Origin of the sequence: Stenotrophomonas sp. LC732 (genome assembly GCF_052446685.1) — a bacterium.
Classification (GTDB): Bacteria; Pseudomonadota; Gammaproteobacteria; order Xanthomonadales; family Xanthomonadaceae; genus Stenotrophomonas; species Stenotrophomonas muris.
The window spans coordinates 3,136,811-3,161,733 of record NZ_CP199214.1 but is presented as its reverse complement, the minus strand read 5'-3'; the positions used below and the strand labels follow the sequence as shown (position 1 = coordinate 3,161,733).

The following is a 24,923-nucleotide window of genomic DNA, read 5'->3' as shown; positions in this document are numbered from 1 at the left end:
CGAGCGCCGCGGCGCCGGCGTCCGGCAGGCAGGATTGGAGCCATTTGCCGCACTGCGGTACGCTGTACCGCTTTGCCGCCGCATCCGCGTGTTCCATGACCAGCGCTGAAACCAACGCCTACGACCCGCAGCAGGTTGAATCCGCCGCCCAGCAGTACTGGGACGCCACCCGTGCCTTCGAGGTCGACGAGACTTCGGACAAGCCGAAGTACTACTGCCTGTCGATGCTTCCGTACCCGTCCGGTGCGCTGCACATGGGCCACGTGCGCAATTACACGATCGGCGACGTGATCAGCCGCTACAAGCGCATGACCGGCCACAACGTGCTGCAGCCGATGGGCTGGGACGCGTTCGGCCTGCCGGCGGAAAACGCTGCGATCAAGAACAAGACCGCGCCGGCGGCGTGGACCTACAAGAACATCGACCACATGCGCAGCCAGCTGAAGTCGCTGGGCTATGCCATCGACTGGTCGCGCGAGTTCGCCACCTGCCGTCCGGACTATTACGTCCACGAGCAGCGCATGTTCACCCGCCTGATGCGCAAGGGCCTGGCCTACCGCCGCAACGCGGTGGTGAACTGGGACCCGGTCGACCAGACCGTGCTGGCCAACGAGCAGGTCATCGACGGCCGCGGCTGGCGCTCCGGTGCGCTGGTGGAGAAGCGCGAGATCCCGCAATGGTTCCTGCGCATCACCGACTACGCCCAGGAACTGCTGGACGGCCTGGACGAGCTGGACGGCTGGCCGGAATCGGTCAAGACCATGCAGCGCAACTGGATCGGCCGTTCCGAGGGCCTGGAGATCCAGTTCGATGTGCGCGATGTCGATGGCAGCGCGCTGGACCCGCTGCGCGTGTTCACCACCCGCCCGGACACGGTGATGGGCGTGACCTTCGTGTCGATCGCCGCCGAGCACCCGCTGGCGCTGCATGCGGCGAAGAACAACCCGGAGCTGGCGGCGATGCTGGCCGACCTGAAGCAGGGTGGCGTGTCCGAGGCTGAACTGGAAACCCAGGAAAAGCGCGGCATGGACACCGGCCTGCGCGCGCTGCATCCGGTCACCGGCGAGCCGGTGCCGGTGTGGGTCGCCAACTTCGTGCTGATGGGCTACGGCACCGGCGCGGTGATGGCCGTTCCGGGCCATGACCAGCGCGACAACGAAGTGGCCAACAAGTACGGCCTGCCGATCAAGCAGGTCATCGCCCTGAAGGATGCGCGCACCGAAGAGGAGCGCAACTGGGACGGTAGCCGCTGGCAGGACTGGTACAGCGACAAGAGCCGTGCCTTCGAGCTGGTGAACTCGGCCGAGTTCGACGGCCTGGATTTCCAGGGCGCCTTTGAAGCCTTGGCCGAACGTTTCGAGCGCAAGGCCCAGGGCCAGCGCCGCGTCAACTACCGCCTGCGCGACTGGGGCGTGAGCCGCCAGCGCTACTGGGGCTGCCCGATTCCGGTGATCTACTGCGCCAAGTGCGGCGCGGTGCCGGTGCCGGAAGAGCAGCTGCCGGTGGTGCTGCCGGAAGACGTGGCCTTCGCCGGTACCGGCTCGCCGATCAAGACCGACCCGGAATGGCGCAAGACCACCTGCCCGGATTGCGGCGGCGCGGCCGAGCGCGAGACCGACACCTTCGACACCTTCATGGAGTCGAGCTGGTACTACGCCCGCTACACCTCGCCGGGTGCCCGTGATGCGGTCGACAAGCGCGGCAACTACTGGCTGCCGGTGGACCAGTACATCGGTGGCATCGAGCACGCGATCCTGCACCTGATGTATTTCCGCTTCTACCACAAGCTGCTGCGCGACGCGCGGATGGTGGACAGCAACGAACCGGCGCGCAACCTGCTGTGCCAGGGCATGGTGATCGCTGAAACCTATTACCGCCCGAACCCGGACGGCTCGAAGGACTGGATCAACCCGGCCGACGTGGAAGTGCAGCGCGACGAGCGCGGCCGCATCACCGGCGCCACCCTGATCGCCGACGGCCAGCCGGTGGTGGTCGGTGGTACCGAGAAGATGTCCAAGTCGAAGAACAACGGCGTGGACCCGCAGGCGATGGTCGGCAAGTACGGCGCCGATACCGTGCGCCTGTTCTCGATGTTCGCCGCACCGCCGGAACAGTCGCTGGAGTGGAACGAAGCCGGCGTGGACGGCATGGCCCGCTTCCTGCGCCGCCTCTGGGCCCAGGTGCAGAAGCACGCTGCCGACGGTGCCGCCCCGGCGCTGGATGCCGCGGCGCTGGATGCCAACCAGAAGGCGCTGCGCCGCAAGACCCATGAAACCATCGGCAAGGTCGGTGACGACTATGGCCGCCGCCACAGCTTCAATACCGCGATCGCTGCGGTGATGGAGCTGATGAACGCGCTGGCCAAGTTCGAGGATGGCAGCGAGCAGGGCCGCGCGGTGCGCCAGGAAGCGCTACAGGCGATCGTGCTGCTGCTCAACCCGATCACCCCGCATGCCAGCCACGCCCTGTGGCAGGTGCTGGGTCATGGCGAGACGCTGCTGGAAGACCAGCCGTTCCCGCAGGCCGACAGCAGCGCGCTGGTGCGCGATGCGCTGACCCTGGCGGTGCAGGTCAACGGCAAGCTGCGTGGCACCATCGAGGTGGCGGCCGATGCCGCGCGCGAGCAGGTCGAGGCGCTGGCCCTGGCCGAGCCCAACGCGGCCAGGTTCATGGAAGGCCTGACGGTGCGCAAGATCATCATCGTCCCGGGCAAGATCGTGAACATCGTCGCTGCCTGATGTCCCCGGCACCGGTCACCCGCGCGGTGGCCGGTGCCATTCCATGAGCAGGGCCGGGCGCCTGATGGCCCTGCATTCACGCGGCTTCGGGCACGCTGTGTGTTGCCGTGATCGCCCGGCTCCGCCAGACTGTCTCCATGACCCGAATCCTGCTTGCCCTCGTTCTTGTCCTCGGCCTCGCCGGCTGCGGTTTCCATCTGCGCAACAAGCTGATGCTGCCGACCGACACTGCCCCGGTGAAGGTGGTCTCCACCGCCCCGTACAGTGAACTGGTCAAGCTGCTCAACCGCAGCCTGCTGGCCTCCGGTGCCAAGCTGGCCGATGAGGACAGCAAGGGACCCAACGCCCAGCTGCAGGTGCTGTCCGAGCGCTGGGGTGACCTGCCGATCGCCATCGACTCGCAGGGCCGCGCACAGGAATACAGCCTGCGCTACGCGGTGATCTTCATCTTCCGTCGCGAGGATGGCAGCGAACTGGTGCCGCAGCAGGTGATCGAACTGTCGCGCGACTATGTGTCGCCGCCGACCGACGCCACCGGTACCACCACCGAACGCGAAATCCTGGCCACGGAGCTGCGCCGGGAAATGTCCGCCTCGATCATCCGCCGTATCGACAGCGTGGTCCGCGCCGAGATCGAGAAGGGCGGCAGCCTGTCCGCGCCGAAGGCCAAGCCGATCGAGGGTGCGGTGCCGGCCGCCGACGCCAAGCACTGAGCGGCAGCGACGATGGAACTGCGTCCGGAGCAGCTGGCCAGCCAGGGCGCTGACATCCCGTTGGCGCCGGTGTACCTGATCGCAGGCCCGGAAACCCTGCGCGTGCTGGAGGCGGCAGATGCCGTCCGCGCGCGCGCGCGCGCCTCCGGCATCGGCGAACGCGAAGTGTTCGACGCCGACGGGCGGGATTTCGACTGGAACCAGCTCGACGCCAGCTTCAATGCGCCCAGCCTGTTCAGCGCCCGCCGCCTGGTCGAGGTGCGCCTGCCCAGCGGCAAGCCCGGCAAGGACGGCGCCGAAGTGATCAGCCAGTTCTGCGCCAATCCGGCGCCGGACGTGGTGCTGATGATCACCGCCAATGAATGGAGCAAGGCCCATCAGGGCAAGTGGGCCGAGGCGGTCAGCCGCATCGGCGTGCTGTCGGTGGCCTGGGCGATCAAGCCGCACGAACTGCCGGACTGGATCGAGCGCCGCCTGCGCGGCAAGGGCCTGCGTGCCGACCCGGCCGCCGTGCAACGCCTGGCCGAGCGGGTGGAGGGCAACCTGCTGGCCGCCGCCCAGGAAATCGACAAGCTGGCGCTGTTGGCCGATGGCCAGCCGCTGGATGTGGAGCGGATGGAATCGCTGGTGGCTGACGCTGCCCGCTACGACGTGTTCCGGCTGGTGGAGGCGACGTTCTCCGGCCAGCCGCCGGCCGTGCTGCGCATGCTGGCTGGCCTGCGCGGCGAAGGCGAAGCGGTGGCCGCACTGATGCCGATCGTGATCCGTGAACTGCTGGCCGGTGCCGGCCTGGCCCGTGTGCAGGCCCGTGGCGGCAACCTGGCCGCCGAAATGAAATCGCGTGGCATCTGGGAATCACGGCAGGCGCCCTACAAGCGCGCGCTGCAGCGGCACCCGGAAGGCAAGCGCTGGGAACGCTTCGTGGCCGAAGCCGGGCTGGTCGACCGCATCGCCAAGGGGCGGGCCGACGGCGATGCCTGGCTGGCGCTGGAGCGCCTGCTGGTGGCCGTGGCCGAACCGCGTGCCGTGCGCCTGCTGGCGCGGGCCTGAGCGATGAGCCTGCGGATCTATTACGGGGGCACCTTCGATCCGGTGCACCTGGGGCATCTGGCAATCGCGCGAGCCGCCCGGGACGAACTGCAGGTGGCCGTGCGCATGTTGCCGGCAGGCGATCCGCCGCACCGTGCGGTGCCCGGCGCTACCGCCGAGCAGCGCTGCACCATGTTGTCGCTGGCCATCGGCGACGAACCGGGCCTGCTGCTGGACCGTCGTGAACTGGACCGTGCCACGCGCTATCCCGGTCGTCCGTCCTACACCGTCGATACCCTGCGCGAGCTGCGTGGCGAGCTGGGCCCAAGCCGGCCACTGGCCTGGCTGGTGGGCGCCGACAGCCTGCTGGGCCTGTCCGGCTGGCACGAATGGGAGGCCCTGTTCGGGCTGGCCCACTTCGTGGTGGCCGAGCGGCCGGGCAGCCCGCTGCAGGCGTCGATCGACGGTGAACTGGGGCGTGCCCTGCAGGGGCGCTGGGCCGACAACGAACAGGCCCTGTTCGCCAGCCCGGCCGGGCGCATCCTGCGCCTGCACCACCCGCTGCGCGAGGAATCGGCCAGCGCCGTGCGCTCGCAGATCGCCGCCGGTGGCCCCTGGCGCGCCCTGCTGCCGCCGGCCGTCGCGGACTACGTCGCTGCACACGGGCTGTACCGCCCGGCCACAGCGTGAATGGCGCCGCCGTGCCATCCCCGTATAATCGCCCCCACGTTTATCGAGTCGATCCACTTTGAGCAACCAGACCCAGCCCCAGACCATCAAGGTCGATCTGCCCAGCCCGCCGCCGTCCGTGCCGGAACTGCTGGCCAGCGTCCGCCAAGCCACCGAAGACCTGAAGGCCAAGGACCTGGTCGAGATCGACGTGCGCGGCCGGTCCAGCGTTGCCGACTACATGATCGTCGTTTCGGGCACCTCGACCCGCCACGTCAAGTCGATCGCCGATGAAGTCGTGCGCTTCGCCAAGAACATCGACGTGATGCCGCTGGGTGTTGAAGGCGAGCGCGAAGCCGAGTGGGTGCTGGTCGATCTGGGCGACGTGATCGTCCACGTGATGCTGCCGCGCGTGCGTGAGTTCTACGCCCTCGAGCGCCTGTGGACCGTTGGCGACCAGCCGCCGTCCAGCGACGACGAAGTGGCCTGAGCCGCACGTTGATGCATCCCTTCGACGGCGCCGATGGCGCCGTCGACGTTTTGGAGGACCGTGTAGATGAAAGCCCGCCTGATCGCCACCGGTGAACGCGCGCCCAGCTGGGTCGCGCAGGGCTTCGCCGAGTACCAGAAGCGGCTGTCGCACTGGCTGCCGTTCGAGCTGGTGGAAATCGAGCCCGGCTTGCGCGGCAAGGGGCGTGATCCGCGCCGCGCCACTGAAGAGGAAGGCAAGCGGGTCATCGCTTCGCTGCCGAAGAACGCCTATGTGGTGGCACTGGATGTGCCAGGACGACAGCTGAGTTCCGAACAGCTGGCACAGCGCCTGGAGCATTGGCGCGGGCAGGGCCGCGACCTGGCGTTCCTGATTGGTGGCCCGGAAGGGCATTCGCCGGAGGTGTCCGCGCTGGCCGATGAGAAGTGGTCGATCGGACCGCTGACGCTGCCGCACATGCTGGTGCGCCTGGTGGTGGCCGAGCAGCTGTATCGGGCCGCCGCAATGATTGCCAATCACCCCTACCATCGCGCGTGAAGAGTGGTTATACTAGTCGTCTGCCCGAATAGCTCAGCCGGTTAGAGCACTTGACTGTTAATCAGGGGGTCGTTGGTTCGAGTCCAACTTCGGGCGCCACCTTGAGAAACCTGCATCGCAAGATGCAGGTTTTTTTTTGTCGCTACACTCTGCTGCTGCAACCATGGATGCCGATCATGCGCGTGCTGCTGTCCTCGAGCTTCCTGCTGCTGGCGATGGTGCCGTTCGCCACAACGAAGGCCGCGCCTTCCACCTGGCATCCGCCACAGGGCACCACCGAGCTTCCGTTGTGGCCGCAGGGCACGGTGATCGCGCCGCCGAAGTTGAAGGGGCCCGAGCAGGTCAGCGAAGTGATCTCCGAAGCCAGTGGCGAACACTGGATGATGCTGCAGAACGTCGCTGCGCCGACCCTCACCGTGTTTCCACCGAAGGGACCGGCCACCGGCACCGCAGTGATGGTGGTGCCTGGCGGAGGCTATCGGGTGCTGGCGATGGACCTGGAAGGCAGCGAGATCTGCGGCTGGCTGACCGCACAGGGCATCACCTGTGCATTGCTGAAGTACCGGGTGCCAGCCTCTGGCCCGAACTGGGACCCCGAGTGCAACTGCCGCGACATTCCGAAAGTGCCGATGGCCCTGCAGGATGCACAGCGTGCAATGGGCCTGCTGCGCGCACAGGCCGAGCGCTGGTCCATCAATCCCAAGCGGATCGGGGCGATCGGCTTTTCCGCCGGTGGTCACGTGGTGGCGGGACTGAGCACGCACGCGCTGCGCAGCTACGCGCCGGTCGATGCTGCGGATAAGCAACCCAGCCGTCCCGATTTCGCGATGGTGATGTATTCCGGGCACCTGTGGGCAGGGCACGGGAAGGGATTGTCGCTGGTCAGGGACATCACCGTGGATGACAAGGTGCCGCCGACGTTCATCGCGCAGGCCACCGACGATCGCACCGATGACGTGCGCGAATCGCTGGCCTATTACCGTGCCCTGGCGGACGCGGGCGCGCCGGTGGAAATGCATCTGTTTGCACGCGGCGGCCACGCATTCGGGCTGCGCATGAAGGATGCACCGGTCGCGGCGTGGCCGCAGCTGGCCGAGCGCTGGATGCAGGATATCGGCATGCTGGCGGATCGCCAGTTGTAGAGCCGAGCCATGCTCGGCTGCCTGTGTGAAGCCGAGCGCGGGCTCGGCTCTACAGTGCCAGCTCACCTCTGCAGAAGGCCACCAGCGTGGCGATCGCCACCGCCAGGATCGCGCCGAACAGTACCCACTCCCAGCGCGTGAATACCCGCTCGCCGCGCTGGCGCCGGGTCAAAGCGAACAACACCACGCCGGGCACGTACAGCAGTACCGACAGCAGCAGGTTGTCCAGGCCGCCGGCATACACCAGCCACAGCGCATAGGCGCTGGCCAGCAGTGCGACCCCGAAATCGCGCCAGCGCACGCCTGGTTCGCCGGCGTAGGCCTGCCCGCGCCAGGCCAGCTGCACGCCGAACGCGGTGGACAGGAAGTAGGGCACCAGGCTCATCGACGCAGCGAGCAGCACCAGCCCGGTGTAGCTGCCCGAACTGACCAGCACCATCAGCAGGAACAACTGGATCAGGCCATTGCTCAACCACAGTGCATTGGCCGGCACGCCACGCGCGTTCTCGCGGCCGAGGAAGGCCGGCATGGTGCCATCACCGGCGGCGGCATACAGCACTTCGGCGCACAGCAGCACCCAGGCCAGCAATGCGCCGAGTACGGAGACGATCGAACCGATGATGATCACCGTCGCGCCCCATTCGCCGACGATGGCGCGCAGCACATAGGCCATCGACGGATTGGGCAGCCCGGCCAGTTCGGCCTGCGACAGCACGCCCATCGACAGCAGGCTGACCAGTACCAGCAGCAGCCAGACCCCGAGGAAACCGATCACCGTGGCACGGCCGACGTCGGCACGGCGCGCGGCACGCCGCGAATAGATGCTGGCCCCTTCGATGCCGATGAACACCCACACGGTCACCAGCATCATGCCGCGCAGCTGCTGGCCGAGGTCGCCGAGTGCGGGCGTACCGAGGAAATCGGCGCGGAACACGTCCATGCGGAACGCGCCCGCCGCCAGGATCAGGAACAACGCGATCGGCAGCAGCTTGGCCACCGTCACCAGGCCGTTGACGATGGCGGCCGTGCGCAGGCCGCGCAGCACCAGCAGGTGCACGGTCCACAGCAGCAGTGATGAAGCGGCTACGGCGGCGGGTGTATTGCCTTCACCGAAGACCGGCACGAAGTGGCCGAGGCCACTGAAGATCAGTACGAAGAAGCTGGCGTTGCCGAGCACCGACGCCACCCAGTAGCCCCACGCCGCGGAGAAGCCGATGTAGTTGCCGAAGCCTTCGCGCGCATAGGCGTAGATGCCGGTATCCAGGTCGGGGCGACGATTGGCCAGGGCCTGGAACACGAAGGCCAGCATCAGCATGCCGGCGCCACTGACCGCCCAGCCGATCAAGGCGGCGGCCGGGCCGGCGCTGCGCGCGACGTTCTGCGGCAGTGAAAAGATGCCGGCGCCGACCATCGAGCCGACTACCAGTGCAGTCAACGCGGGCAGGCCCAGCCGTTGCGATGTCGCGGCCATGGAGATCCCCTGCGGCGCGAATGCCGCGAGCATACGGTAGCCATGTCCTCGTGAACATGTCCGCAAGAGCCAGCGGGCAAGCGCCAGCCTGCAGGAACCGGCCCGCGTGAAAACGACGAAGGCCCGGGCAACGGCCCGGGCCTTCGAAGGTGACGCTGCAACCGGTCTTACTTGAACGTGTACTTGAAGCCGACGGTGTAGTAACGGCCCAGCGCACCGGAGAAGTGCATCGGGTTGTAGTTCACCGCGCCGTAGGTGGTCGGATCGAGCGGGGCGATGCGGTCGAACACGTTGGCCACCGAGGCGTTGAGTTCGAACGAGTCGTTGATGCTCCAGCGACCGGACAGGTCCATCGTGGTGAACGAAGAGATCTTCTTCACCGGCGTACCGTCAGCGTAGAAGGCCAAGTAGCTGCCACCACGGCTGTCGATGTTGTCCATCTTGCTGATGTAGTTGACGATGCCGCTGACGCTCCACGGCCCCTGCTTCCAGGTGGTGCCGAAGTTGACCTTGTCCTTCGGCGTACCGATGCAGTTGGTGACGTCGCAGTTGCCGTGGGTACCCACGTAATCAACCGTGTCGCCGCCTTCGGTGCGCTCGAACTTCAGGATGTGGCTCCACTGCAGGTCCAGCTCCAGCTGGCCCGGGCCGATCTCGAAGGTCTGGCGGATATCGGTATCGATACCGCGCACGCGCGACGAGCTGGCATTCACGTAGCCGGTGTTGACCGCCAGGATGGTGCCGCTGTTGGCCACGCCATTGAGATTGTTGCTGTCGCGCAGCACGTTGCCGGCCAGGATCGCCGCCGCCGTGCTGCCCTGCACGATCTCGTTGGTACGCTTGATCTGCCAGGCATCGACGGTCATCGAGGTGGTCGAAGTCGGCTGCAGCACGATGCCGACCGAGTAGCTCTTGGACTCTTCCGGCTTCAGCAGCTTGTTCGGCTTGGTGATGATCGCCACCGAATTGGCGCCACATTCGCTGGCAGCGCCGCCGCTGATCTGGCAACGCACCGGGTCGACCGCAGTGGAGAAGGCGGCCAGGCCACCGTCACCGTTCTCGGCCGGGTTCGGCGCGCGGAAACCTTCGGCGTAGCTGGCGCGCAGGGCGATCCAGTCGGCCGGGGTCCACTTCACGCCCAGCTTCGGCGTAGCCTTGCCTTCGCCGCTTTCGTACTTGTCGTAACGCAGGGCGCCGGACAGTTCCAGCTGTTCCAGCACCGGTGCCGACAGTTCGACGTAGCCGGCGTAGACGTTCTGGGTGCCGTCATAGGCCGAGTAGCCCAGGCCGATGATGTCGCCCTGGTCGGTGTAGGTCTGCGGGGTCAGGCTGTTGCTGGTCTTGCGCCACTCGGTACCGATCGCCAGGCCCAGCGGACCACCCTTCAGGTCCATCAGGCTGCGCGAGACGGTGAAGTCGAACATGTCCAGGCTGGACTTGGCGCGGGCGCTGATCGTGGGCGAGATGTAGTCGTACAGCGCCTGCGAGTTCTTGCCGGCATCATCACCGATACGCCACACGCCACCGGCGCAGTTGGCATTGCCCAGTGCACACTGGACGGCGCTGTAGCGCAGGAAGCCGGTGCGCTTGTTGGTCAGGTCGGTGCCCGAGTGCAGGTAGGCGGTGTCGTAGCTCCAGTCGCCCCAGTTGCCCTTGATGCCGACCAGGAAGCGGTTGAACTCATTGGTGTTGTCGGTCACGCGCGGGCCGACATCCCAGGCCGAGTAACGCACGCGGCGCGCCGTGCCCGGGGTCGGGTTGTCGGGATGGTTCGGGCCCAGCACGGTGGCACCGGGGCCACTGTTGGCATTGACCGGGCCGCCCGGATAGCCCCAGCCGCCCGACACGCCGGACGGGGTGTTGCTGAAGATGGTTTCCTTCTTCGAGTAGCCGATCTCGGTGTAGATCTCGCCGCCTTCACCGAAGGCGAAGCTGGCGCGACCGAACACGTTGACGTACTTCTCTTCCGGAATCAGGTCGCGGTACTGCTGCGCCGGATCCCACAGGCAGCCATCGGCGGCGATGCTGGCCGGGGTCTGACCACCGATGGTGGTCAGGCCGGCGCAACCCGGCAGCGGCACCAGATGGCCGGTGGCGTCGAGGTAGGAGCCGTTCGGGCCGGAACCGCCGGAGGTGCCACCACGGGTGTAGGCACCGCCGAGGAACTGGGCGGTCTTGTCATAGCCCCACGGGCGGGTGTCACCGGTACCGATCCACTTGCGGTTCTTGCGGTCGCTGATCTTGATCGCGTCGGTCTTGCCAACGTCCAAGCTGAAGAAGGCGTTCCAGCCATCGGTGGCCAGGTCGCCGGTACCGGCGGTCAGGGTTGCCTTCCGGGCGTCGCCATCGCTGTCACCGGACAGGCCGTAGGAGCCACGCAGGATGGCGCCCTGGAAGTCGCTGCGCAGGATGATGTTGACCACGCCGGCGATGGCATCGGAGCCGTAGATCGCCGAAGCGCCGTCCTTCAGGACTTCCACGCGCTCGACGGCATCGAGCGGAATGGTGCTGAGGTCGGTGAAGACCTTCTGTCCGTCATCGGCCAGGCCATAGGTGGCCATGCGGCGGCCGTTCAACAGTACCAGCGTCGAGCCGGCGCCCAGGCCGCGCAGCGAGATGCCGGCACCACCGCCGGCGAAACCGTTGCCGAAGGTCTTGGGAATCGAGCCGGCGCCATCGGCGGTGATGGTCTGCAGGTACTCGGCCAGCGAGGTCTTGCCGGTGCGGTCGATTTCCTGGCGGGTCACCACCTGCACCGGCGACGGTGTCTCGGTGTTGGTGCGCGGGATGTTGGAGCCGGTGACCGTGATGCGGTCGAGGTTGGTGGCCTTTTCCTGCGCGAAGGCGGAGGAGGAAGCGACGGCGCCGGCCAGCAGCAGGGCGCCGCCGGTGAGGATGTGGGTGATGGACGATGCCAGGGTGCTGCGGCGGCGGCTGGCGGGCCGTTGGATCGGGTGTTTCACAGCTTCTCTCCTAACTGGAAAACCGTAGCGTTGAGGGCTGTCGCCGGATCGATACCGGGACGCGCCAATCTAGGTTTCCTGCAGGTGACGAAGTCGTGAAATTTTGCTTAATCGGAAACGCTTGGTCCCGGCCTGTCCGCATTTCCCGGGCAGCGGCAGGGACCGGCCCGGCGCGAGGCCGGGCCGGTGGTGGGGCTCAGTCGGGCAGCGAGAACTGCACCGGTACCAGGCCGATGGCCGGAACTGCCACGCCGTCACGCTGGGCAGGCTCGAAGCGCCAGTGCCGGAGCACCTGCTGGCGGGCGGCCTGGTCCAGGTTGCGCGAGCCGCTGCTGCGCTCGACGCTGACCGCGACCGGTTGGCCATGGCTGTCCACTTCCACCCGCAACAGCACTGTTCCCTGTTCGTGGTTGCGCAGGGACTGGATGGGGTAGGTCGGCGGCGGGGCGCTGCGGTACTGCAGCTGGGCGCCGGCCAGAGGGGTGGACGTGTCGATGCTGGGCGCCAGCTGCGGCGGAGCCGGTTCGGCGGCCGGCAGCGCGATGCCCTGGGTCTCCTCCACGGTCGCGGTGGGCGCCGGCAGTGGCGGTACCACCGGCTGCGTTCGCGGTTTCGGCACCACCTGGACGATCTCCTTGGGCGGGACCGGAACCGGCGGCGTTGGCGGTGGCGGGATCTTCTCGATCAGCCGGACCGGCGTCTTTTCACGCGGGACCTGCACGGCCTGGTAGGTCGCAGGGATGAGCAGCAACAGGAAGGCCAGCAGGTGCAGAGCGATCGCCGCGCTCCAGGCGGCCACCCGGGCGGGGTCGAAATGCAGGGATGCAACGGGGTACGTACGAACCATGATCCACCTCCATGCCAGTGACGAAGTCCTCAACGCACCAGGGCCCGTGGCGGGGTTGCCGCACGCGGCTGGCAGTCCATCAGTAGCGCGGCATGACGGCTACTGCCTAGAGGCAGGGGCATGATCGTTGGGCTGGCCTTCAGCCAGTGTCGGCGGGGGCACGAAAAAGGCGGGCCCCCTGCGGGACCCGCCTGTGTCGTCGACCGTGGCGGACGCGATCAGCGGCCCAGTTCGAACACCACGTCCAGGTTGACCGAGAGGGTCGATTCACCCGGTGCGACCGGGGTGGCCTTGTCCATCGCCGCACCGGCCGCCATGGTGCGCATCATCGTCATCGGGCGGAAACCGCCGCTGCTGTTCTCGGAGATGCTGACGATGCGGCGCACCTGCAGGCCCAGCGACTTGGCATAGGTCTGGGCGCGGGCCTGGGCCTTCTTCAGCGCGGCCAGGCGGGCTTCGTCATAGACCGGTTCGGGCTGGTCGATCTCGAAGCTGGGGCCGTTGATCTGGTTGGCGCCCTGAGCGGCCAGCGCATCGAGCACCTTGCCGAGCTTGGCGATGTCACGGACCTTCAGGCTGACCGTGTTGCTGGCCTGGTAGCCGGTGATCTTCGGCGCCTCGTTGTCGGCATAGCGGTACTGCGGGTTGAGGCTGACGCCGCTGGTCTGCACGTCGCGCTCGGCGATGCCGGCGGCCTTGATCGCGGCCAGCACCTTGTCCATCTGCTGGGCGTTCTGGCGCATGGCGCTGTTGCCGTCGGCGGCCTGGGTGACCACGCCGGCCGACAGGGTGGCGACGTCCGGCACGCGGGTGGCCTCGGCGTTGGCCGAAATGTTCAGCAGGGTGCCTTCGGCCGCGGCGGCGATCGACGGCGACGACGGGGCGGCATGGGCGGTCATCGAGGTTCCAAGGGCGAGGGACAGGGCGAGCAGCAGCGGGGTGGCGGTCAGGCGCATGGGATCTCCTTGTTGTGCGGTGAGGGTGGTGTCGTAGCGATGAACGCGCTGTGAGCCTGTAAGGGGTTGTACGCGTTCCGTAACGGGTTGCCGACGATTCAGGTGACGGGCTCAGGTTATGCTGTGCCGATGCTCTATCTTGCTTCCCGCTCCCCCCGACGCAACCAGTTGCTGGCCCGACTCGGACGCCCCTTCCAGGCCCTGGACCTGGAGGTCGTCGAGCAGCGCGCCGCGACCGAGAGTGCCGAACAGTATGTGTGCCGGGTCGCCGCCGACAAGGCGCGCGCCGGGCTGGCCCGGGTGCTGGCCGAGGACCCGCAGGCGCGGGTGCTCGGCTCGGACACCGAGGTGGTGCTGGACGGTGAAGTGTTCGGCAAGCCGGCCGACGCCGCCGGCGCGCGCGCGATGCTGGCGCGTCTGGCCGGGCGCACCCACCAGGTGATGACTGCGGTGGTGGTGGTCGGCGCCGACGGGCTGGACAGCGAACTGGTCATTTCCGAAGTGACCTTTGCCCCGATCGCCGCCGCCGACATCGCCGCCTATGTCGCCACCGGCGAGCCGTTGGACAAGGCCGGGGCCTACGCCATCCAGGGCGGGGCCGAGCGCTGGATCGAACATCTTTCCGGCAGCTACTCCGGCGTCATGGGGCTGCCATTGCTGCATACCGATCGTCTGCTGGCGCGCTGTGGCGTGCCGGCCCCCACTGCCGATGCCGCCAGGGAGGCTGCCGATGTCTGAGGAAATCCTGGTCAATGTGACCCCCCGCGAAACCCGGGTCGCGGTGATCGAGAACGGCATGCTGCAGGAACTGCACATCGAGCGCGGCTGGCGCCGGGGTGTGGTCGGCAACATCTACAAGGGCAAGGTGCAGCGGGTCATGCCCGGCATGCAGGCCGCGTTCGTCGAGGTCGGCCTGGAGCGCGCCGCGTTCCTGCACGCCAACGACGTGGTGCGCCCGGCCCCGGTGGCCAGTGCCGACACCGAGAACACGACGCTGCCGCCGCCGGCCAGCGTGCCGATCGTCGAGCTGCTGCGTGACGGCCAGGACATCGTGGTGCAGGTGGTGAAGGACCCGATCGGCACCAAGGGTGCACGCCTGACCACGCAGATCAGCATTCCCTCGCGCTACATGGTGCTGCTGCCGCAGTCCAAGGTGGTGGGGGTGTCCGCGCGCATCGAGGATGAAACCGAGCGCGCCCGCCTGAAGGCGCTGGTGACCGAGTTGTCGGCGCAGCACGGCGGCTACGGCTACATCGTGCGCACCAACGCCGAAGGGCAGCCGGCCGAGGCCATCGCCGAGGACATCGCCTACCTGTCGCGCGTGTGGAACGTGGTCGAGCGCCGCGGCCGCGAAGCGCCGTCGTGCAGCATCATCTATGAAGACCTGAGCCTGCCGCTGCGGTCGGTGCGCGACCTGATCCGCAAGGACGTGGACAAGGTGAAGGTGGACTCGAAGGAGACCTTCGGCCAACTGCAGGCCTTCGTCGCCAAGTACATGCCGGTGCTGGCCGAGAAGCTGGAGCTGTACTCCGGTGACCGCCCGATCTTCGACATGTTCGGCGTGGAGGACGAGATCGGCCGCGCGCTGGACAAGCAGGTGCCGCTGAAATCCGGTGGCTACCTGGTGATCGACCAGACCGAGGCGATGACCACCATCGACGTCAACACCGGCTCGTTCCTCGGCCAGCGCAACCTGGAAGAAACGGTGTTCCGCACCAACCTGGAAGCGGCGCAGGCGGTGGCGCGGCAGCTGCGGTTGCGCAACCTGGGCGGCATCATCATCATCGACTTCATCGACATGGATGATGCGGAGCATCGTCGCCAGGTGCTGCGCACGCTGGAAAAGGCGCTGGCCCGCGACCATGCCAAGACCACGGTCTATGATTTCTCGCCGCTGGGCCTGGTGGAGATGACCCGCAAGCGTACGGTGGAAAGCCTGGAGCGCCAGCTGTCGGAGACCTGCCCGCAGTGCAGCGGCCGCGGCAGTATCAAGACCACCGAGACGGTGACCTATGAGATCTTCCGCGAGATCACCCGTGCCGTGCGCCAGTTCGATGCTGCGCGCCTGCTGGTGATCGCCTCGACCAAGGTGGTCGCGCGCATTACCGATGAGGAATCCTCGGCGGTGGCCGAGCTGGAAGAGTTCCTCGGCAAGAGCATCCGCTTCCAGGCGGACGAGCAGTACCTGCAGGAGCAATTCGATGTCGTTCTGCTCTGATCCTCGCCGGCTGCAGGCCGGCGGTGGCCGATGAGCGCGCCGCCGCGCCTGCGACTGCGAAGGATCCGCCGTCATTTCATTGCCGCCTGTGCGGTGGGCCTGGTCGGGCTTGCACTGCTGGTGGGCACGCTCAGCCAGCTGCTGCCGCTGGCCGAGCGTCATCCTGACAGGATTGCCGCCTGGCTGAGCGAGCGTGCCGGCCAGCCGGTGCGTTTCGACCAGCTGCAGACCGCCTGGACCCGTCGTGGCCCGCTGCTGCAGCTGAAAGGCCTGCGCATCGGCGCCGGGCAGGGCCTGGCGATCGGCGAGGCAGAGGTGCTGGTATCGATGTACAGCGGGCTGCTGCCCGGGCGCTCGCTGACCGAGCTGCGCCTGCGTGGCCTGGCGCTGGATCTGCAGCAGGGCGAGGACGGACGCTGGACGGTGCGCGGGCTGCCGCAATCGGACAACGGCGGCGATCCGCTGGATGCGCTGCGCCGGCTGGGCGAGCTGCAGGTGATCGGAGGGCGCCTGGGCGTGCACGCGCCGACGTTGGGCATCGACACCACGCTGCCGCGCATCGACCTGCGCATGCGGGTCAATGGCGATCGCCTGCGCGTGGGCGTACGCGCCTGGGCGCAGCCCGAAGCGCTGCCGCTGACCGCGGTGCTGGACGTGGACCGTGCGCGCGGCAACGGCGAGGCCTGGCTGGGCGCCGACCCGGTCGATTTCCACGCCTGGGCGCCCTTGCTAGCGGCTGGCGGCGTGCGCCTGCGCGAGGGCAAGGGCGAGTTGAACCTGTGGTTGACCCTGCGCGATTTCGCGCCGGTGGCGCTGACCACGGATTCGGACCTGCGCGACGTGCGTATCGATGGCGCACCGATACCCGGCATGGCGGCGCCGCAGCTGCAGCTGCAGCGACTGCAGGCCCGCCTGCGCTGGCAGCGCCAGGCCGAGGGCTGGGCGCTGCAGGTACCGCAGCTGCGGCTGAAGAATGAAGACGGCGAGCAGCGCCTCGATGGCCTGCAGCTGCAGGTCGGCAAACAGCTGCAGGTCCGTTCCGGTGAAGTGCAGGCCGGCATCGCACTGCGTGCGCTGGCTCTGAGTGATCGCCTTGAGCCGGGCCTGCGTCGCTGGCTGTTCCTGTCCAGGCCGCAGCTGGACGTGCGCGCCTTGCAGCTGTCGGGCGAACGCGATGGCCCCCTGTGGGCGCAGGGTGAACTGCAGTCGCTGGGTTTCGCCAGCGTGGGCAACTCGCCCGGCCTGCGCGGCCTGGGCGGGCGCTTTGAAGGCGACGCCGACGGCTTCAGCCTGCAGCTGCAACCGCAACGGCAGCTGCAGTTCGATTGGCCGACCGGCTTCGGCGTGCGCCATGACCTGCACCTGGCCGGACAGATCGTGGGCTGGCGCGACGAGGGCGGTGGTTGGCGGATCGGGACGCCGGCGATGCGTGTGGAAGGCACCGACTACGCGGCCGACGTGCGCGGCGGGGTCTGGTTCCAGGGCGACGGCACGCGGCCGTGGCTGCAGCTGGCCGCGAAGCTGGACGACGTGCCGATGACGGCGGCCAAGCGCTTCTGGATCCACTCCAAGATGAGCAAGGGCGCCACCGACTGGCTGGACATGGCGTTGGCTGGCGGCCAGGTGCGCAATGGCGTCGGCCTGGTCACCGGTGACCTGGACGACTGGCCGTTCGACAACAATGATGGACGCTTCGAGGCCACCGGCCACATCACCAATGGCGACATCCGCTTCCAGCACGACTGGCCGCTGATGAGCCAGGTCGACGCCGACATCGCCTTCATCGGCCCTGGCTTCGACATGCGTGGACGGGGTGATCTTGCCGGCGTGGCGGTACAGAAATTCGAAGCGGGCATTCCGGACTTCGGGCACCAGCCGTTGTACGTACGTGCCGACGCGCCGAGCGAGGCCGGCAAGCTGCTGGCGATGCTGCGCCAGAGCCCGTTGCACAAGGATTACGGCGATACGCTGGACAATCTGGTCGCCAGTGGTCCGGCCCATGTGACCTTCGATCTGCTGCAGCCGCTGCATCAGGATGAAGGCGAGGGCCACCTGCAGGGCACGGTCGATCTGGCCGGCGTGAAGCTGGTCGACAAGCGCTTCCAGCTGACCTTTGACAACATGCACGGGCAGGCGCGCTACAGCAATGGCGGTTTCGGTGCCGAGGACCTGGCGGTGCGCCACCTCGGCCAGGAAGGACGGCTGAGCCTGCGTGCCGGCGGTTACGTGCATGACAGCACGCGCGCCTTCGAGTCGCAGCTGACCGCCCGCCTCGATGCCAGCGTGCTGATCGACCGTGCTCCGGAGATGGCCTGGCTCAAGCCTTACATCAACGGCAATTCGGCCTGGACCATTGGCGTCAACCTGCCCAAGGTGGCGCCCGGCGCGCCTGCGCCGCCGAGCGAGCTGCGACTGAGTTCGGACCTGATCGGCACCCGGCTCGACCTGCCGGCGCCGCTGGACAAGCCGGCCGCCGAGCCGCTGGCGACCACGGTGGCCGCGCAGCTGCCGATGGGCGCCGGCCGAATCGATGTGGCGTTCGGCCAGCGCCTGGCCCTGGCCGCGCGCAGCCACAACAACCAGACCGGTGTGCAGGTCACGCTGGGCAGCGACCATGTCGACCGCGAGCCGCCGGCGAGCGGACTGACGGTCAATGGCCGCAGCCCGACCCTGGATGCGCTGGAGTGGATCAGCCTGGCGCGCGGTGGAAGTGACGACGACGCGATGCCGCTGCGCGCGGTCGACGTGCAGGTCGGCCAGCTCAAGCTGATCGGCGGAGTGTTCGAGCAGACCCGGCTGCAGCTGCACCCGGGCCCGCAGGCACTGGACGTGCGCCTGGACGGGCCGTCGCTGGCCGGCCGCCTGACCGTACCCAACGCCGACGGCGGCACCATCAGCGGCCAGCTTGACCGCGTGCACTGGCAGTCACTGCCGGCGGCACCGGGTGCGGCCGCCGCGCCGGCGCGGGTACAGGCCGGTGCCAACGACATGGACCCGGCCAAGCTGCCGCCGTTCGCGCTGGACATCGCCGACCTGAAGTTCGGCAAGGTGGTGCTGGGCCAGGCGGTGCTGCGCACGCGCCCGCTGGCCAACGGCCTGAACGTGGACGCGTTGCGCTTCCGCGCGCCGGACCAGGAAATCGACATCACCGGCCGCTGGCTCGGCCGTACGGGCGGCGCCCGTACCGAACTGACCGCGCAGGTGCGCAGCGAGGACCTGGGCGCGCTGATGCAGAACCTTGATTACGGCGGCCAGCTGCGCGGCGGTTCCGGCCAGGCGCAGCTGCAGGCGGCCTGGAGCGGGGGGCCGTCGGACTTCCAGCTGGGCAACCTGCAGGGCAGCCTCGACCTGCATGCGCGCAATGGCCAGCTGCTGGAGCTGGAGCCGGGCGCCGGCCGCGTGCTGGGCCTGCTCAGCGTCGCGCAGCTGCCGCGGCGGCTGATGTTCGATTTCCGCGACTTCTTCTCCAAGGGCTTCGCGTTCAACCAGATCGAGGGCAGCATGCAGTTCGGTCAGGGCATGGCGCGCACCGACAAGGTGCTGATCGAAGGCCCGGCGGCCAACATCACCATCCGTGGCCAGGCCGACCTGCGCAACCAGCAGTTCGACCAGACCATCGACGTCAACCCGCGCGCGGGCAACCTGCTGACCGTGGTCGGTGCGGTGGCCGGCGGCCCGGTGGGGGCGGCGCTGGGCGCGGCCACCAATGCGGTATTGTCCAAGCCGCTGGGCGAGATTGGCGCCCGTACCTACAAGGTGACCGGTCCATGGAAGGAGCCGAAGGTGGAAGTGATCGAGCGCAGCCGCGACAAGACCCCATCACCGCCCGTGCCGGCACCTGCACCGGTCATTCCGCCGACCGTCACCGACCTGCCGCGCTCGCGCTGAGCACGGCTTCCTGTTCACGGGGCTTGCCTGAGCGCCCCCGCACCCCCAGATCGAAACCATGACTGATATCGCCCTGACGCTTGCCCAAGACCGCCTGCTGCGCCCCGGCGGCCTGGATACCGCCGGCCTGGAGCGCACCTTCGGGCAGCTGCTCGGCCCTGGTGTCGACTTCGGCGACCTTTATTTCCAGCACGCCCGCCGCGAGAGCTGGAGCGTGGAAGACGGCATCGTCAAGGACGGCGCCCATTCCATCGAGCAGGGCGTGGGCGTGCGGGCGATTTCCGGCGAGAAGACCGGCTTCGCCTACTCCGATGACATCCATGCCGATGCGCTGCTGGCGGCGGCGCAGTCGGCGCGCGCGATCTCGCGCGAGGGCGGTGCGCAGACCGGACGTTCGCTGCTGCGCGGCAATGCGCGCGCGCTGTACCCGGCGCTGGACCCGATCGACGGCATCGGCAACGAGGCCAAGGTCGAGGTGCTCAAGCGCCTGGATGGCTACCTGCGTGCCGCCGACCCGCGCGTGAAGCAGGTGATGGTGAGCCTGTCCGGCGGCGTCGATACGGTGCTGATCGCCCGCAGCGACGGCGTGCTGGCGGCCGACGTGCGCCCGCTGGTACGCCTGAACGTGCAGGTCATCGTCGAACACAACGGCCGTCGCGAGTCCGGCTACGCCGGTGGTGGTGGCCGTTATGGCTACGAAGCGCTGTTCGCCAGCGGCCGCCCCGAAGCCCTGGCCCAGGAAGCGCTGCGCCAGGCGCTGGTGAACCTGGACGCGGTGCCGGCGCCGGCCGGCATGATGCCGGTGGTGCTCGGCCCGGGTTGGCCGGGCGTGTTGCTGCACGAAGCGGTCGGCCACGGCCTGGAAGGCGACTTCAACCGCAAGGGCACCAGCGTCTACGCCGGCCGCATCGGCGAGCGCGTCGCCGCACCGGGGGTGACCATCGTCGACGACGGCACCCTCGACGGTCGCCGCGGTTCGTTGAACATCGACGACGAAGGCCACCCGAGCCAGTGCACCCCGCTGATCGAGGACGGCATCCTGGTCGGCTACATGCAGGACAGCCTCAACGCGCGGCTGATGGGCATGGCCCCGACCGGCAACGGGCGCCGCGAATCGTTCGCGCACCTGACCATGCCACGCATGACCAACACCTACATGCGCGCCGGCGAGCACGACCCGCAGGAGATGATCCGTTCGGTGAAGAAGGGCCTGTACGCGGTGAACTTCGGCGGTGGCCAGGTCGACATCACCAGCGGCAAGTACGTGTTCTCGGCCACCGAGGCCTACCTGATCGAGGATGGCCGCATCACCACCCCGGTGAAGGGCGCGACCCTGATCGGCAACGGCCCGGAGACCATGCAGAAGGTGCGCATGGTCGGCAACGATCTGGCCCTGGACGAGGGCGTGGGCATCTGCGGCAAGGACGGGCAGAGTGTGCCCGTGGGTGTCGGCCAGCCCTCGCTGTTGATCGAGGGCATCACCGTCGGCGGTACGCAGGCCTGAGCGTGGCGATGGCCGCGGCCACCGCCCGGGCCGGCGCGGACTCAGTCCTCGTCGGCCTCGTCGACCGGATCGCCGGCGTGTTCGTCGCCCGCCGTCTTCAAGCCCAGCGCCGCCGGCAGCATCAGCGTACGCAGCACCTGGAAGATCTCGCGGTAGGCGCGCGGCGGCTTGTTCTTCGCCTTTTCGGCCTGCGCGTTGCGTACCAGGGTGCGCAGCTGCTGGCGGTCGGCCTGCGGGTAGTCGTCAAGCAGGGCGGCCAGCGCCTTGTCACCGTCGGCCAACAGGCGGTCGCGCCAGTCTTCCACGCGGTGCATCATCGCCACTTCGCGGCGGCCAGTCTCGCTGTTGGCGTCCAGCGCATCGCGGATCGCGTCCAGCGTTGCCTCGTCCTCGCGGCGCATGTGCTTGGCCAGGAACGCCAGCTGGCGCTTGTGGGCGATGTGGGCGGTGATGCGCTTGCACTCGGCGATATGCGGCAGCAGGTCTTCCGGGATCGGCAGGCGCGCCAGCTGGGCCGGGGTCAACGACACCAGCTTCTCGCCCAGGGCCAGGACGTCGAGCGCGTCGCGCCGGTTCTGGCTGCGGCTCTTGTCGTGGAATTCACCGGTTTCTTCGTCGCGTCCGCGCATCGTCCCTACCTGATCTCAAAAAAAGTCGCCCGGCGTGATGCCGGGCCCAACCTGTACAGGATAAAGCATTGAACGTGATCGCCCCTGAAGTGGCCGTCGGCGACGACAGCCCGGCCCGGCTGGAACGGCTGGCCGACCTCTCCCAGCAGCTGCTCGACCGCGCCCGCGCGCTGGGCGCCAGCCAGGCCGAGGTCAGTTGCAGCGAGGACCGCGGACTGGAGGTCAATGTCCGCCTCGGCGAGGTCGAGACCGTGCAGTCCACGCGTGACCGCGGCATCGCCGTGACCGTCTATTTCGGCCAGCGCAAGGGCAGTGCCAGCACCGGTGACCTGAACGAGGCCAGCCTGGCCGCTACGGTCGAGCAGGCCTGCGCGATTGCCCGGCATACCGAGGATGACCCGGCTGCCGGCCTGGCCGAGGCCGCACTGATGGCCACCGACTTCCCGGAGCTGGACGGTTGGCACCCGTGGGCGCTGCAGGCCGATGAGGCGGTGGACCTGGCCCTGGCCTGCGAGGCGGCCGGTCGCGAGGCCGACGCGCAGATCCGCAATTCCGACGGCGCATCGGTGTCGAGCATGCAGAGCCTGTCGGTGTATGCCAATTCGCATGGTTTCTTTGGTCGTGAGCGCGGCACCCACCATTCGGTCGGCTGCGCGCTGATCGCCGGGCAGGGCGATGGCATGCAGCGCGATGGCTGGTACACCAGCGCGCTTGCCCGGGAGGACCTGGAAGACGTGGGCCTGGTCGGCCGTCGTGCCGCCGAGCGCACCGTGGCCCGCCTGCAGCCGCGTTCACTGGCTACTGGCAGCATGCCGGTGCTGTTCGCCCCGGAAGTGGCGCGCAGCCTGGTCGGCCACCTGCTGTCGGCGGTGTCCGGCGGCGCCTTGTACCGCCAGGCCAGCTTCCTGCTGGACAGCGTCGGCCAACGCCTGTTCCCGGAGTGGATGCAGATCGACGAGCTGCCGCACCTGCGCCGTGGCCTGCGCTCGGCCGCCTTCGACGGCGACGGCGTGGCCACCCGTAGTTCGGCGCTGGTCCGTGACGGCGTACTGCAGCGCTACGTGCTGGGCAGCTATTCGGCGCGCAAGCTGGGCCTGCAGACCACCGCCAATGCTGGCGGCGTGCACAACCTGCAGCTGGCGGCCAATGCCGGCTCGCTGGAAGAGATCGCCCGGCAGATGGGTGACGGCCTGCTGGTGACCGAGCTGATGGGGCAGGGCGTGAACGGGGTGACCGGCGATTACTCACGAGGCGCGGGCGGCTTCCGTGTCGAGAACGGCGAGATCCAGTACCCGGTGGACGGCGTCACCATCGCCGGCAACCTGCGCGAGATGTTCAGCAGCATCGAGGCGGTCGGCAGCGACGTCGACCCGCGCTCGCACATCCGGACCGGTTCGATCCTGCTGGGGCGGATGACCGTCGCCGGTAATGATTGATGGCATTGATGACGTAAGCTATGCGCGCCTGACGCAACCAGCTTGGTGCTGGTGGGTCAAGACCACCCAATGAAAAGGAGTTTTGTCGTGAGCGAATTCGATAACGTCCCGCCGCCGCCGGCAACCACCGATGCCCCGGCCGACCAGCGCACCATGGCGCTGGCTGCGCACCTGCTGGGCATCTTCACCTGGTTCATCGGCGCCCTGATCATCTGGCTGATCAACAAGGATGACGCCAGCAAGGCCTTCGTGACCGACCAGGCCAAGGAAGCGCTGAACTTCCAGATCACCGTGACCATCGCCATGGTCATCAGCATCATCCTGATGGTGGTGATCATCGGCGGCATCCTGGCGCCGATCGTGGGCATCATCAACCTGGTGTTCTGCATCATTGCCGCAGTCAAGGCCAACAACGGCGAAGCCTATCGCTACCCGTTCACGCTGCGCCTGATCAAGTAATACCGGCCGCATGCGCAAACAGGAACGCCCGGCATTGCCGGGCGTTCCTGTTTGAGGGCAGCGTCACCGGCGGCGATCAGTGATCGCGTTCCACCGCCAGCGTTGCCAGCGCGCGCAGCGCATCGGCCTCTTCGCCATGGCCGGCCAACGTGGCCTGCATGCGTGCGGCCAGTTCGCGCAGCTGCGCCTTCGCGCCGTCCATGCCGAGCAGCGCGGGGAAGGTGCTCTTGTCCTGCGCCTGGTCCTTGCCGGCGGTCTTGCCCAGCTGTTCGGAACTGGCTTCGACATCGAGGATGTCATCGCGGACCTGGAAGGCCAGGCCGAGTGCATCGGCGAAACTGTCGAGCTGGGCCAGCTGCGGCTCGTGGGCCTGGCCGCACAGCGCCCCCATGCGCACCGCTGCACGGATCAGCGCGCCGGTCTTCAGCGCATGCATGCGGGTCAGTGCCGCCAGGGTCTGCTGCTGGCCGGTGGCATCGATGTCCAGCGCCTGGCCGCCGCACATGCCGGAGGCGCCGGACGCGTGAGCGAGGGTCTGCAGGCAGGCCACGCGCAGCGTGGCCGGCAGCGGCGCATCGGCCAGCAGGCCGAAGGCACGCGTCTGCAGGGCGTCGCCGGCCAGGATCGCGGTGGCTTCGTCGAAGGCGATGTGGGTGGTCGGCTTGCCGCGGCGCAAGGCGTCGTCGTCCATCGCCGGCAGGTCGTCATGCACCAGCGAATAGGCGTGGATCAGCTCGACAGCCATCGCCGCCGCGTCCAGCTGTTCCGGCTGCGCGCCGAACAGGTGGCCACTGGCATACACCAGCAGCGGTCGCATGCGTTTGCCACCGCCCAGCACCGAATAGCGCATGGCCTGGTGCAGGCGCTGCGGTGCTTCGGCAGGCGAGGGCAGGGCGGCATCGAGCTGGCTTTCGATACGGTCGCGCCAGCGCGCGAACAGGGCTTCAGCCGTCATGGTTGGGCGGATCGAAAGGCTCGGCCGTTTCCGGCTGGGCCGGATCGCTGAGCAGGCGCACGCGCAATTCGGCCTGCTCCAGCGCCTGCTGGCACTGACGGTACAGACCGACGCCGCGTTCGTAAGCACTGAGCGACGCTTCCAGGCTCAGCTCGCCGGTTTCCATCTGCTCCACCAGCTGCTCCAGCGATTCGAGCGACTGCTCGAACTGGGCGACCGGGGAGGCGTTTTCGGGGGACTTCTTGGCCATGCGGCAAGTGTGGACGGGCTGCGCGCGGG

20 protein-coding genes and 1 tRNA gene are annotated in these 24,923 nt (G+C 68.1%); 14 read left to right on the top strand and 7 right to left on the bottom strand.

Annotated features, from left to right (window positions below; all coding sequences use genetic code 11):
- The first annotated feature begins 95 nt into the window (after nt 1-95).
- The 8 genes from leuS (at nt 96) to ACT6SE_RS15080 (ending at nt 7,318) form a co-directional block, all read left to right on the top strand.
- Nucleotides 96-2,738: a leucine--tRNA ligase gene (leuS, locus tag ACT6SE_RS15115; protein ID WP_046431889.1), complete on the top strand. Its 2,643-nt coding sequence runs from the start codon at nt 96-98 to the stop codon at nt 2,736-2,738.
- A 137-nt stretch (nt 2,739-2,875) separates the two neighbouring features.
- Nucleotides 2,876-3,451, top strand: coding sequence for an LPS-assembly lipoprotein LptE (locus ACT6SE_RS15110; protein WP_041863673.1), 576 nt, complete (start codon nt 2,876-2,878; stop codon nt 3,449-3,451).
- A gap of 12 nt (nt 3,452-3,463) precedes the next feature.
- Nucleotides 3,464-4,501, top strand: coding sequence for a DNA polymerase III subunit delta (holA, locus tag ACT6SE_RS15105; RefSeq protein ID WP_046431874.1), 1,038 nt, complete (start codon nt 3,464-3,466; stop codon nt 4,499-4,501).
- A 3-nt stretch (nt 4,502-4,504) separates the two neighbouring features.
- Nucleotides 4,505-5,170, top strand: a complete 666-nt coding sequence (gene nadD, locus ACT6SE_RS15100; protein WP_014647945.1) for a nicotinate-nucleotide adenylyltransferase — start codon at nt 4,505-4,507, stop codon at nt 5,168-5,170.
- 58 nt (nt 5,171-5,228) lie between these two features.
- Nucleotides 5,229-5,639: a ribosome silencing factor gene (gene rsfS, locus ACT6SE_RS15095; RefSeq protein ID WP_005418109.1), complete on the top strand. Its 411-nt coding sequence runs from the start codon at nt 5,229-5,231 to the stop codon at nt 5,637-5,639.
- A gap of 66 nt (nt 5,640-5,705) precedes the next feature.
- Complete coding sequence (gene rlmH, locus ACT6SE_RS15090; RefSeq protein ID WP_046431872.1) at nt 5,706-6,176, top strand: 23S rRNA (pseudouridine(1915)-N(3))-methyltransferase RlmH; 471 nt, start codon at nt 5,706-5,708, stop codon at nt 6,174-6,176.
- A gap of 22 nt (nt 6,177-6,198) precedes the next feature.
- Nucleotides 6,199-6,275, top strand: a tRNA-Asn gene (locus ACT6SE_RS15085).
- Nucleotides 6,276-6,277: 2 nt separating this feature from the next.
- Complete coding sequence (locus tag ACT6SE_RS15080; protein ID WP_136191775.1) at nt 6,278-7,318, top strand: alpha/beta hydrolase; 1,041 nt, start codon at nt 6,278-6,280, stop codon at nt 7,316-7,318.
- Nucleotides 7,319-7,367: 49 nt separating this feature from the next.
- Here the strand turns inward: ACT6SE_RS15080 and ACT6SE_RS15075 are convergent, their stop codons facing one another.
- The 4 genes from ACT6SE_RS15075 to ACT6SE_RS15060 form a co-directional block, all read right to left on the bottom strand.
- Nucleotides 7,368-8,789 carry a basic amino acid/polyamine antiporter gene (locus tag ACT6SE_RS15075; RefSeq protein ID WP_046431885.1) on the bottom strand — a complete coding sequence of 474 codons (1,422 nt, stop codon included), beginning with the start codon at nt 8,787-8,789 and terminating at the stop codon, nt 7,368-7,370.
- 167 nt (nt 8,790-8,956) lie between these two features.
- Nucleotides 8,957-11,752, bottom strand: a complete 2,796-nt coding sequence (locus tag ACT6SE_RS15070) for a TonB-dependent receptor (protein ID WP_014647941.1) — start codon at nt 11,750-11,752, stop codon at nt 8,957-8,959.
- Between the two features lie 196 nt (nt 11,753-11,948).
- Nucleotides 11,949-12,599 carry an energy transducer TonB gene (locus ACT6SE_RS15065; RefSeq protein WP_014647940.1) on the bottom strand — a complete coding sequence of 217 codons (651 nt, stop codon included), beginning with the start codon at nt 12,597-12,599 and terminating at the stop codon, nt 11,949-11,951.
- A gap of 218 nt (nt 12,600-12,817) precedes the next feature.
- Nucleotides 12,818-13,555: an SIMPL domain-containing protein gene (locus tag ACT6SE_RS15060; protein ID WP_046431870.1), complete on the bottom strand. Its 738-nt coding sequence runs from the start codon at nt 13,553-13,555 to the stop codon at nt 12,818-12,820.
- A gap of 129 nt (nt 13,556-13,684) precedes the next feature.
- On the opposite strand from ACT6SE_RS15060, the gene ACT6SE_RS15055 reads away from it, so the two are divergent.
- From ACT6SE_RS15055 to tldD, 4 genes are read left to right on the top strand one after another with little or no spacing between them, the layout of a single operon-like run.
- Nucleotides 13,685-14,293: a Maf family nucleotide pyrophosphatase gene (locus tag ACT6SE_RS15055; RefSeq protein ID WP_032961948.1), complete on the top strand. Its 609-nt coding sequence runs from the start codon at nt 13,685-13,687 to the stop codon at nt 14,291-14,293.
- Entirely contained in the window at nt 14,286-15,773 is a 1,488-nt protein-coding gene (rng, locus tag ACT6SE_RS15050; protein ID WP_005418079.1) for a ribonuclease G, read from the top strand. The genes ACT6SE_RS15055 and rng overlap by 8 nt, the downstream gene beginning before the upstream one ends.
- A 30-nt stretch (nt 15,774-15,803) precedes the next feature.
- Entirely contained in the window at nt 15,804-19,661 is a 3,858-nt protein-coding gene (locus ACT6SE_RS15045) for a YhdP family protein (RefSeq protein ID WP_046431869.1), read from the top strand.
- A gap of 58 nt (nt 19,662-19,719) precedes the next feature.
- Nucleotides 19,720-21,165, top strand: a complete 1,446-nt coding sequence (tldD, locus tag ACT6SE_RS15040; RefSeq protein WP_014647936.1) for a metalloprotease TldD — start codon at nt 19,720-19,722, stop codon at nt 21,163-21,165.
- Between the two features lie 41 nt (nt 21,166-21,206).
- On the opposite strand, the gene yjgA is transcribed toward tldD, so the two are convergent.
- Nucleotides 21,207-21,794, bottom strand: a complete 588-nt coding sequence (gene yjgA / locus ACT6SE_RS15035; RefSeq protein WP_014647935.1) for a ribosome biogenesis factor YjgA — start codon at nt 21,792-21,794, stop codon at nt 21,207-21,209.
- A 68-nt stretch (nt 21,795-21,862) separates the two neighbouring features.
- Here yjgA and pmbA point away from each other — a divergent pair, with 68 nt between their 5' ends.
- Nucleotides 21,863-23,230, top strand: coding sequence for a metalloprotease PmbA (pmbA, locus tag ACT6SE_RS15030; protein ID WP_046431867.1), 1,368 nt, complete (start codon nt 21,863-21,865; stop codon nt 23,228-23,230).
- 87 nt (nt 23,231-23,317) lie between these two features.
- Entirely contained in the window at nt 23,318-23,689 is a 372-nt protein-coding gene (locus ACT6SE_RS15025) for a DUF4870 domain-containing protein (protein ID WP_014647933.1), read from the top strand.
- A gap of 76 nt (nt 23,690-23,765) precedes the next feature.
- On the opposite strand, the gene ACT6SE_RS15020 is transcribed toward ACT6SE_RS15025, so the two are convergent.
- Nucleotides 23,766-24,644 (bottom strand): polyprenyl synthetase family protein, encoded by an 879-nt coding sequence (locus ACT6SE_RS15020; RefSeq protein ID WP_032961955.1) that lies wholly within the window; start codon nt 24,642-24,644, stop codon nt 23,766-23,768.
- The gene (locus tag ACT6SE_RS15015; protein WP_014647931.1) at nt 24,634-24,894 is read right to left on the bottom strand and encodes an exodeoxyribonuclease VII small subunit; all 261 of its coding nucleotides are present in this window, start codon (nt 24,892-24,894) and stop codon (nt 24,634-24,636) included. The genes ACT6SE_RS15020 and ACT6SE_RS15015 overlap by 11 nt, the downstream gene beginning before the upstream one ends.
- Nucleotides 24,895-24,923: the final 29 nt, after the last annotated feature.

What these genes read in the sequence shown, in the direction of transcription:
- ACT6SE_RS15110 (WP_041863673.1), top strand. Translation starts at nt 2,876, where the DNA reads ATGACCCGAATCCTGCTTGCCCTCGTTCTTGTCCTCGGCCTCGCCGGC.
- nadD (WP_014647945.1), top strand. Translation starts at nt 4,505, where the DNA reads ATGAGCCTGCGGATCTATTACGGGGGCACCTTCGATCCGGTGCACCTG.
- rlmH (WP_046431872.1), top strand. Translation starts at nt 5,706, where the DNA reads ATGAAAGCCCGCCTGATCGCCACCGGTGAACGCGCGCCCAGCTGGGTC.
- ACT6SE_RS15075 (WP_046431885.1), bottom strand. Translation starts at nt 8,789, where the DNA reads ATGGCCGCGACATCGCAACGGCTGGGCCTGCCCGCGTTGACTGCACTG.
- ACT6SE_RS15060 (WP_046431870.1), bottom strand. Translation starts at nt 13,555, where the DNA reads ATGCGCCTGACCGCCACCCCGCTGCTGCTCGCCCTGTCCCTCGCCCTT.
- tldD (WP_014647936.1), top strand. Translation starts at nt 19,720, where the DNA reads ATGACTGATATCGCCCTGACGCTTGCCCAAGACCGCCTGCTGCGCCCC.
- ACT6SE_RS15015 (WP_014647931.1), bottom strand. Translation starts at nt 24,894, where the DNA reads ATGGCCAAGAAGTCCCCCGAAAACGCCTCCCCGGTCGCCCAGTTCGAG.
- ACT6SE_RS15065 (WP_014647940.1), bottom strand. Translation starts at nt 12,599, where the DNA reads ATGGTTCGTACGTACCCCGTTGCATCCCTGCATTTCGACCCCGCCCGG.
- yjgA (WP_014647935.1), bottom strand. Translation starts at nt 21,794, where the DNA reads ATGCGCGGACGCGACGAAGAAACCGGTGAATTCCACGACAAGAGCCGC.
- ACT6SE_RS15020 (WP_032961955.1), bottom strand. Translation starts at nt 24,644, where the DNA reads ATGACGGCTGAAGCCCTGTTCGCGCGCTGGCGCGACCGTATCGAAAGC.
- rng (WP_005418079.1), top strand. Translation starts at nt 14,286, where the DNA reads ATGTCTGAGGAAATCCTGGTCAATGTGACCCCCCGCGAAACCCGGGTC.
- ACT6SE_RS15045 (WP_046431869.1), top strand. Translation starts at nt 15,804, where the DNA reads ATGAGCGCGCCGCCGCGCCTGCGACTGCGAAGGATCCGCCGTCATTTC.
- leuS (WP_046431889.1), top strand. Translation starts at nt 96, where the DNA reads ATGACCAGCGCTGAAACCAACGCCTACGACCCGCAGCAGGTTGAATCC.
- holA (WP_046431874.1), top strand. Translation starts at nt 3,464, where the DNA reads ATGGAACTGCGTCCGGAGCAGCTGGCCAGCCAGGGCGCTGACATCCCG.
- ACT6SE_RS15055 (WP_032961948.1), top strand. Translation starts at nt 13,685, where the DNA reads ATGCTCTATCTTGCTTCCCGCTCCCCCCGACGCAACCAGTTGCTGGCC.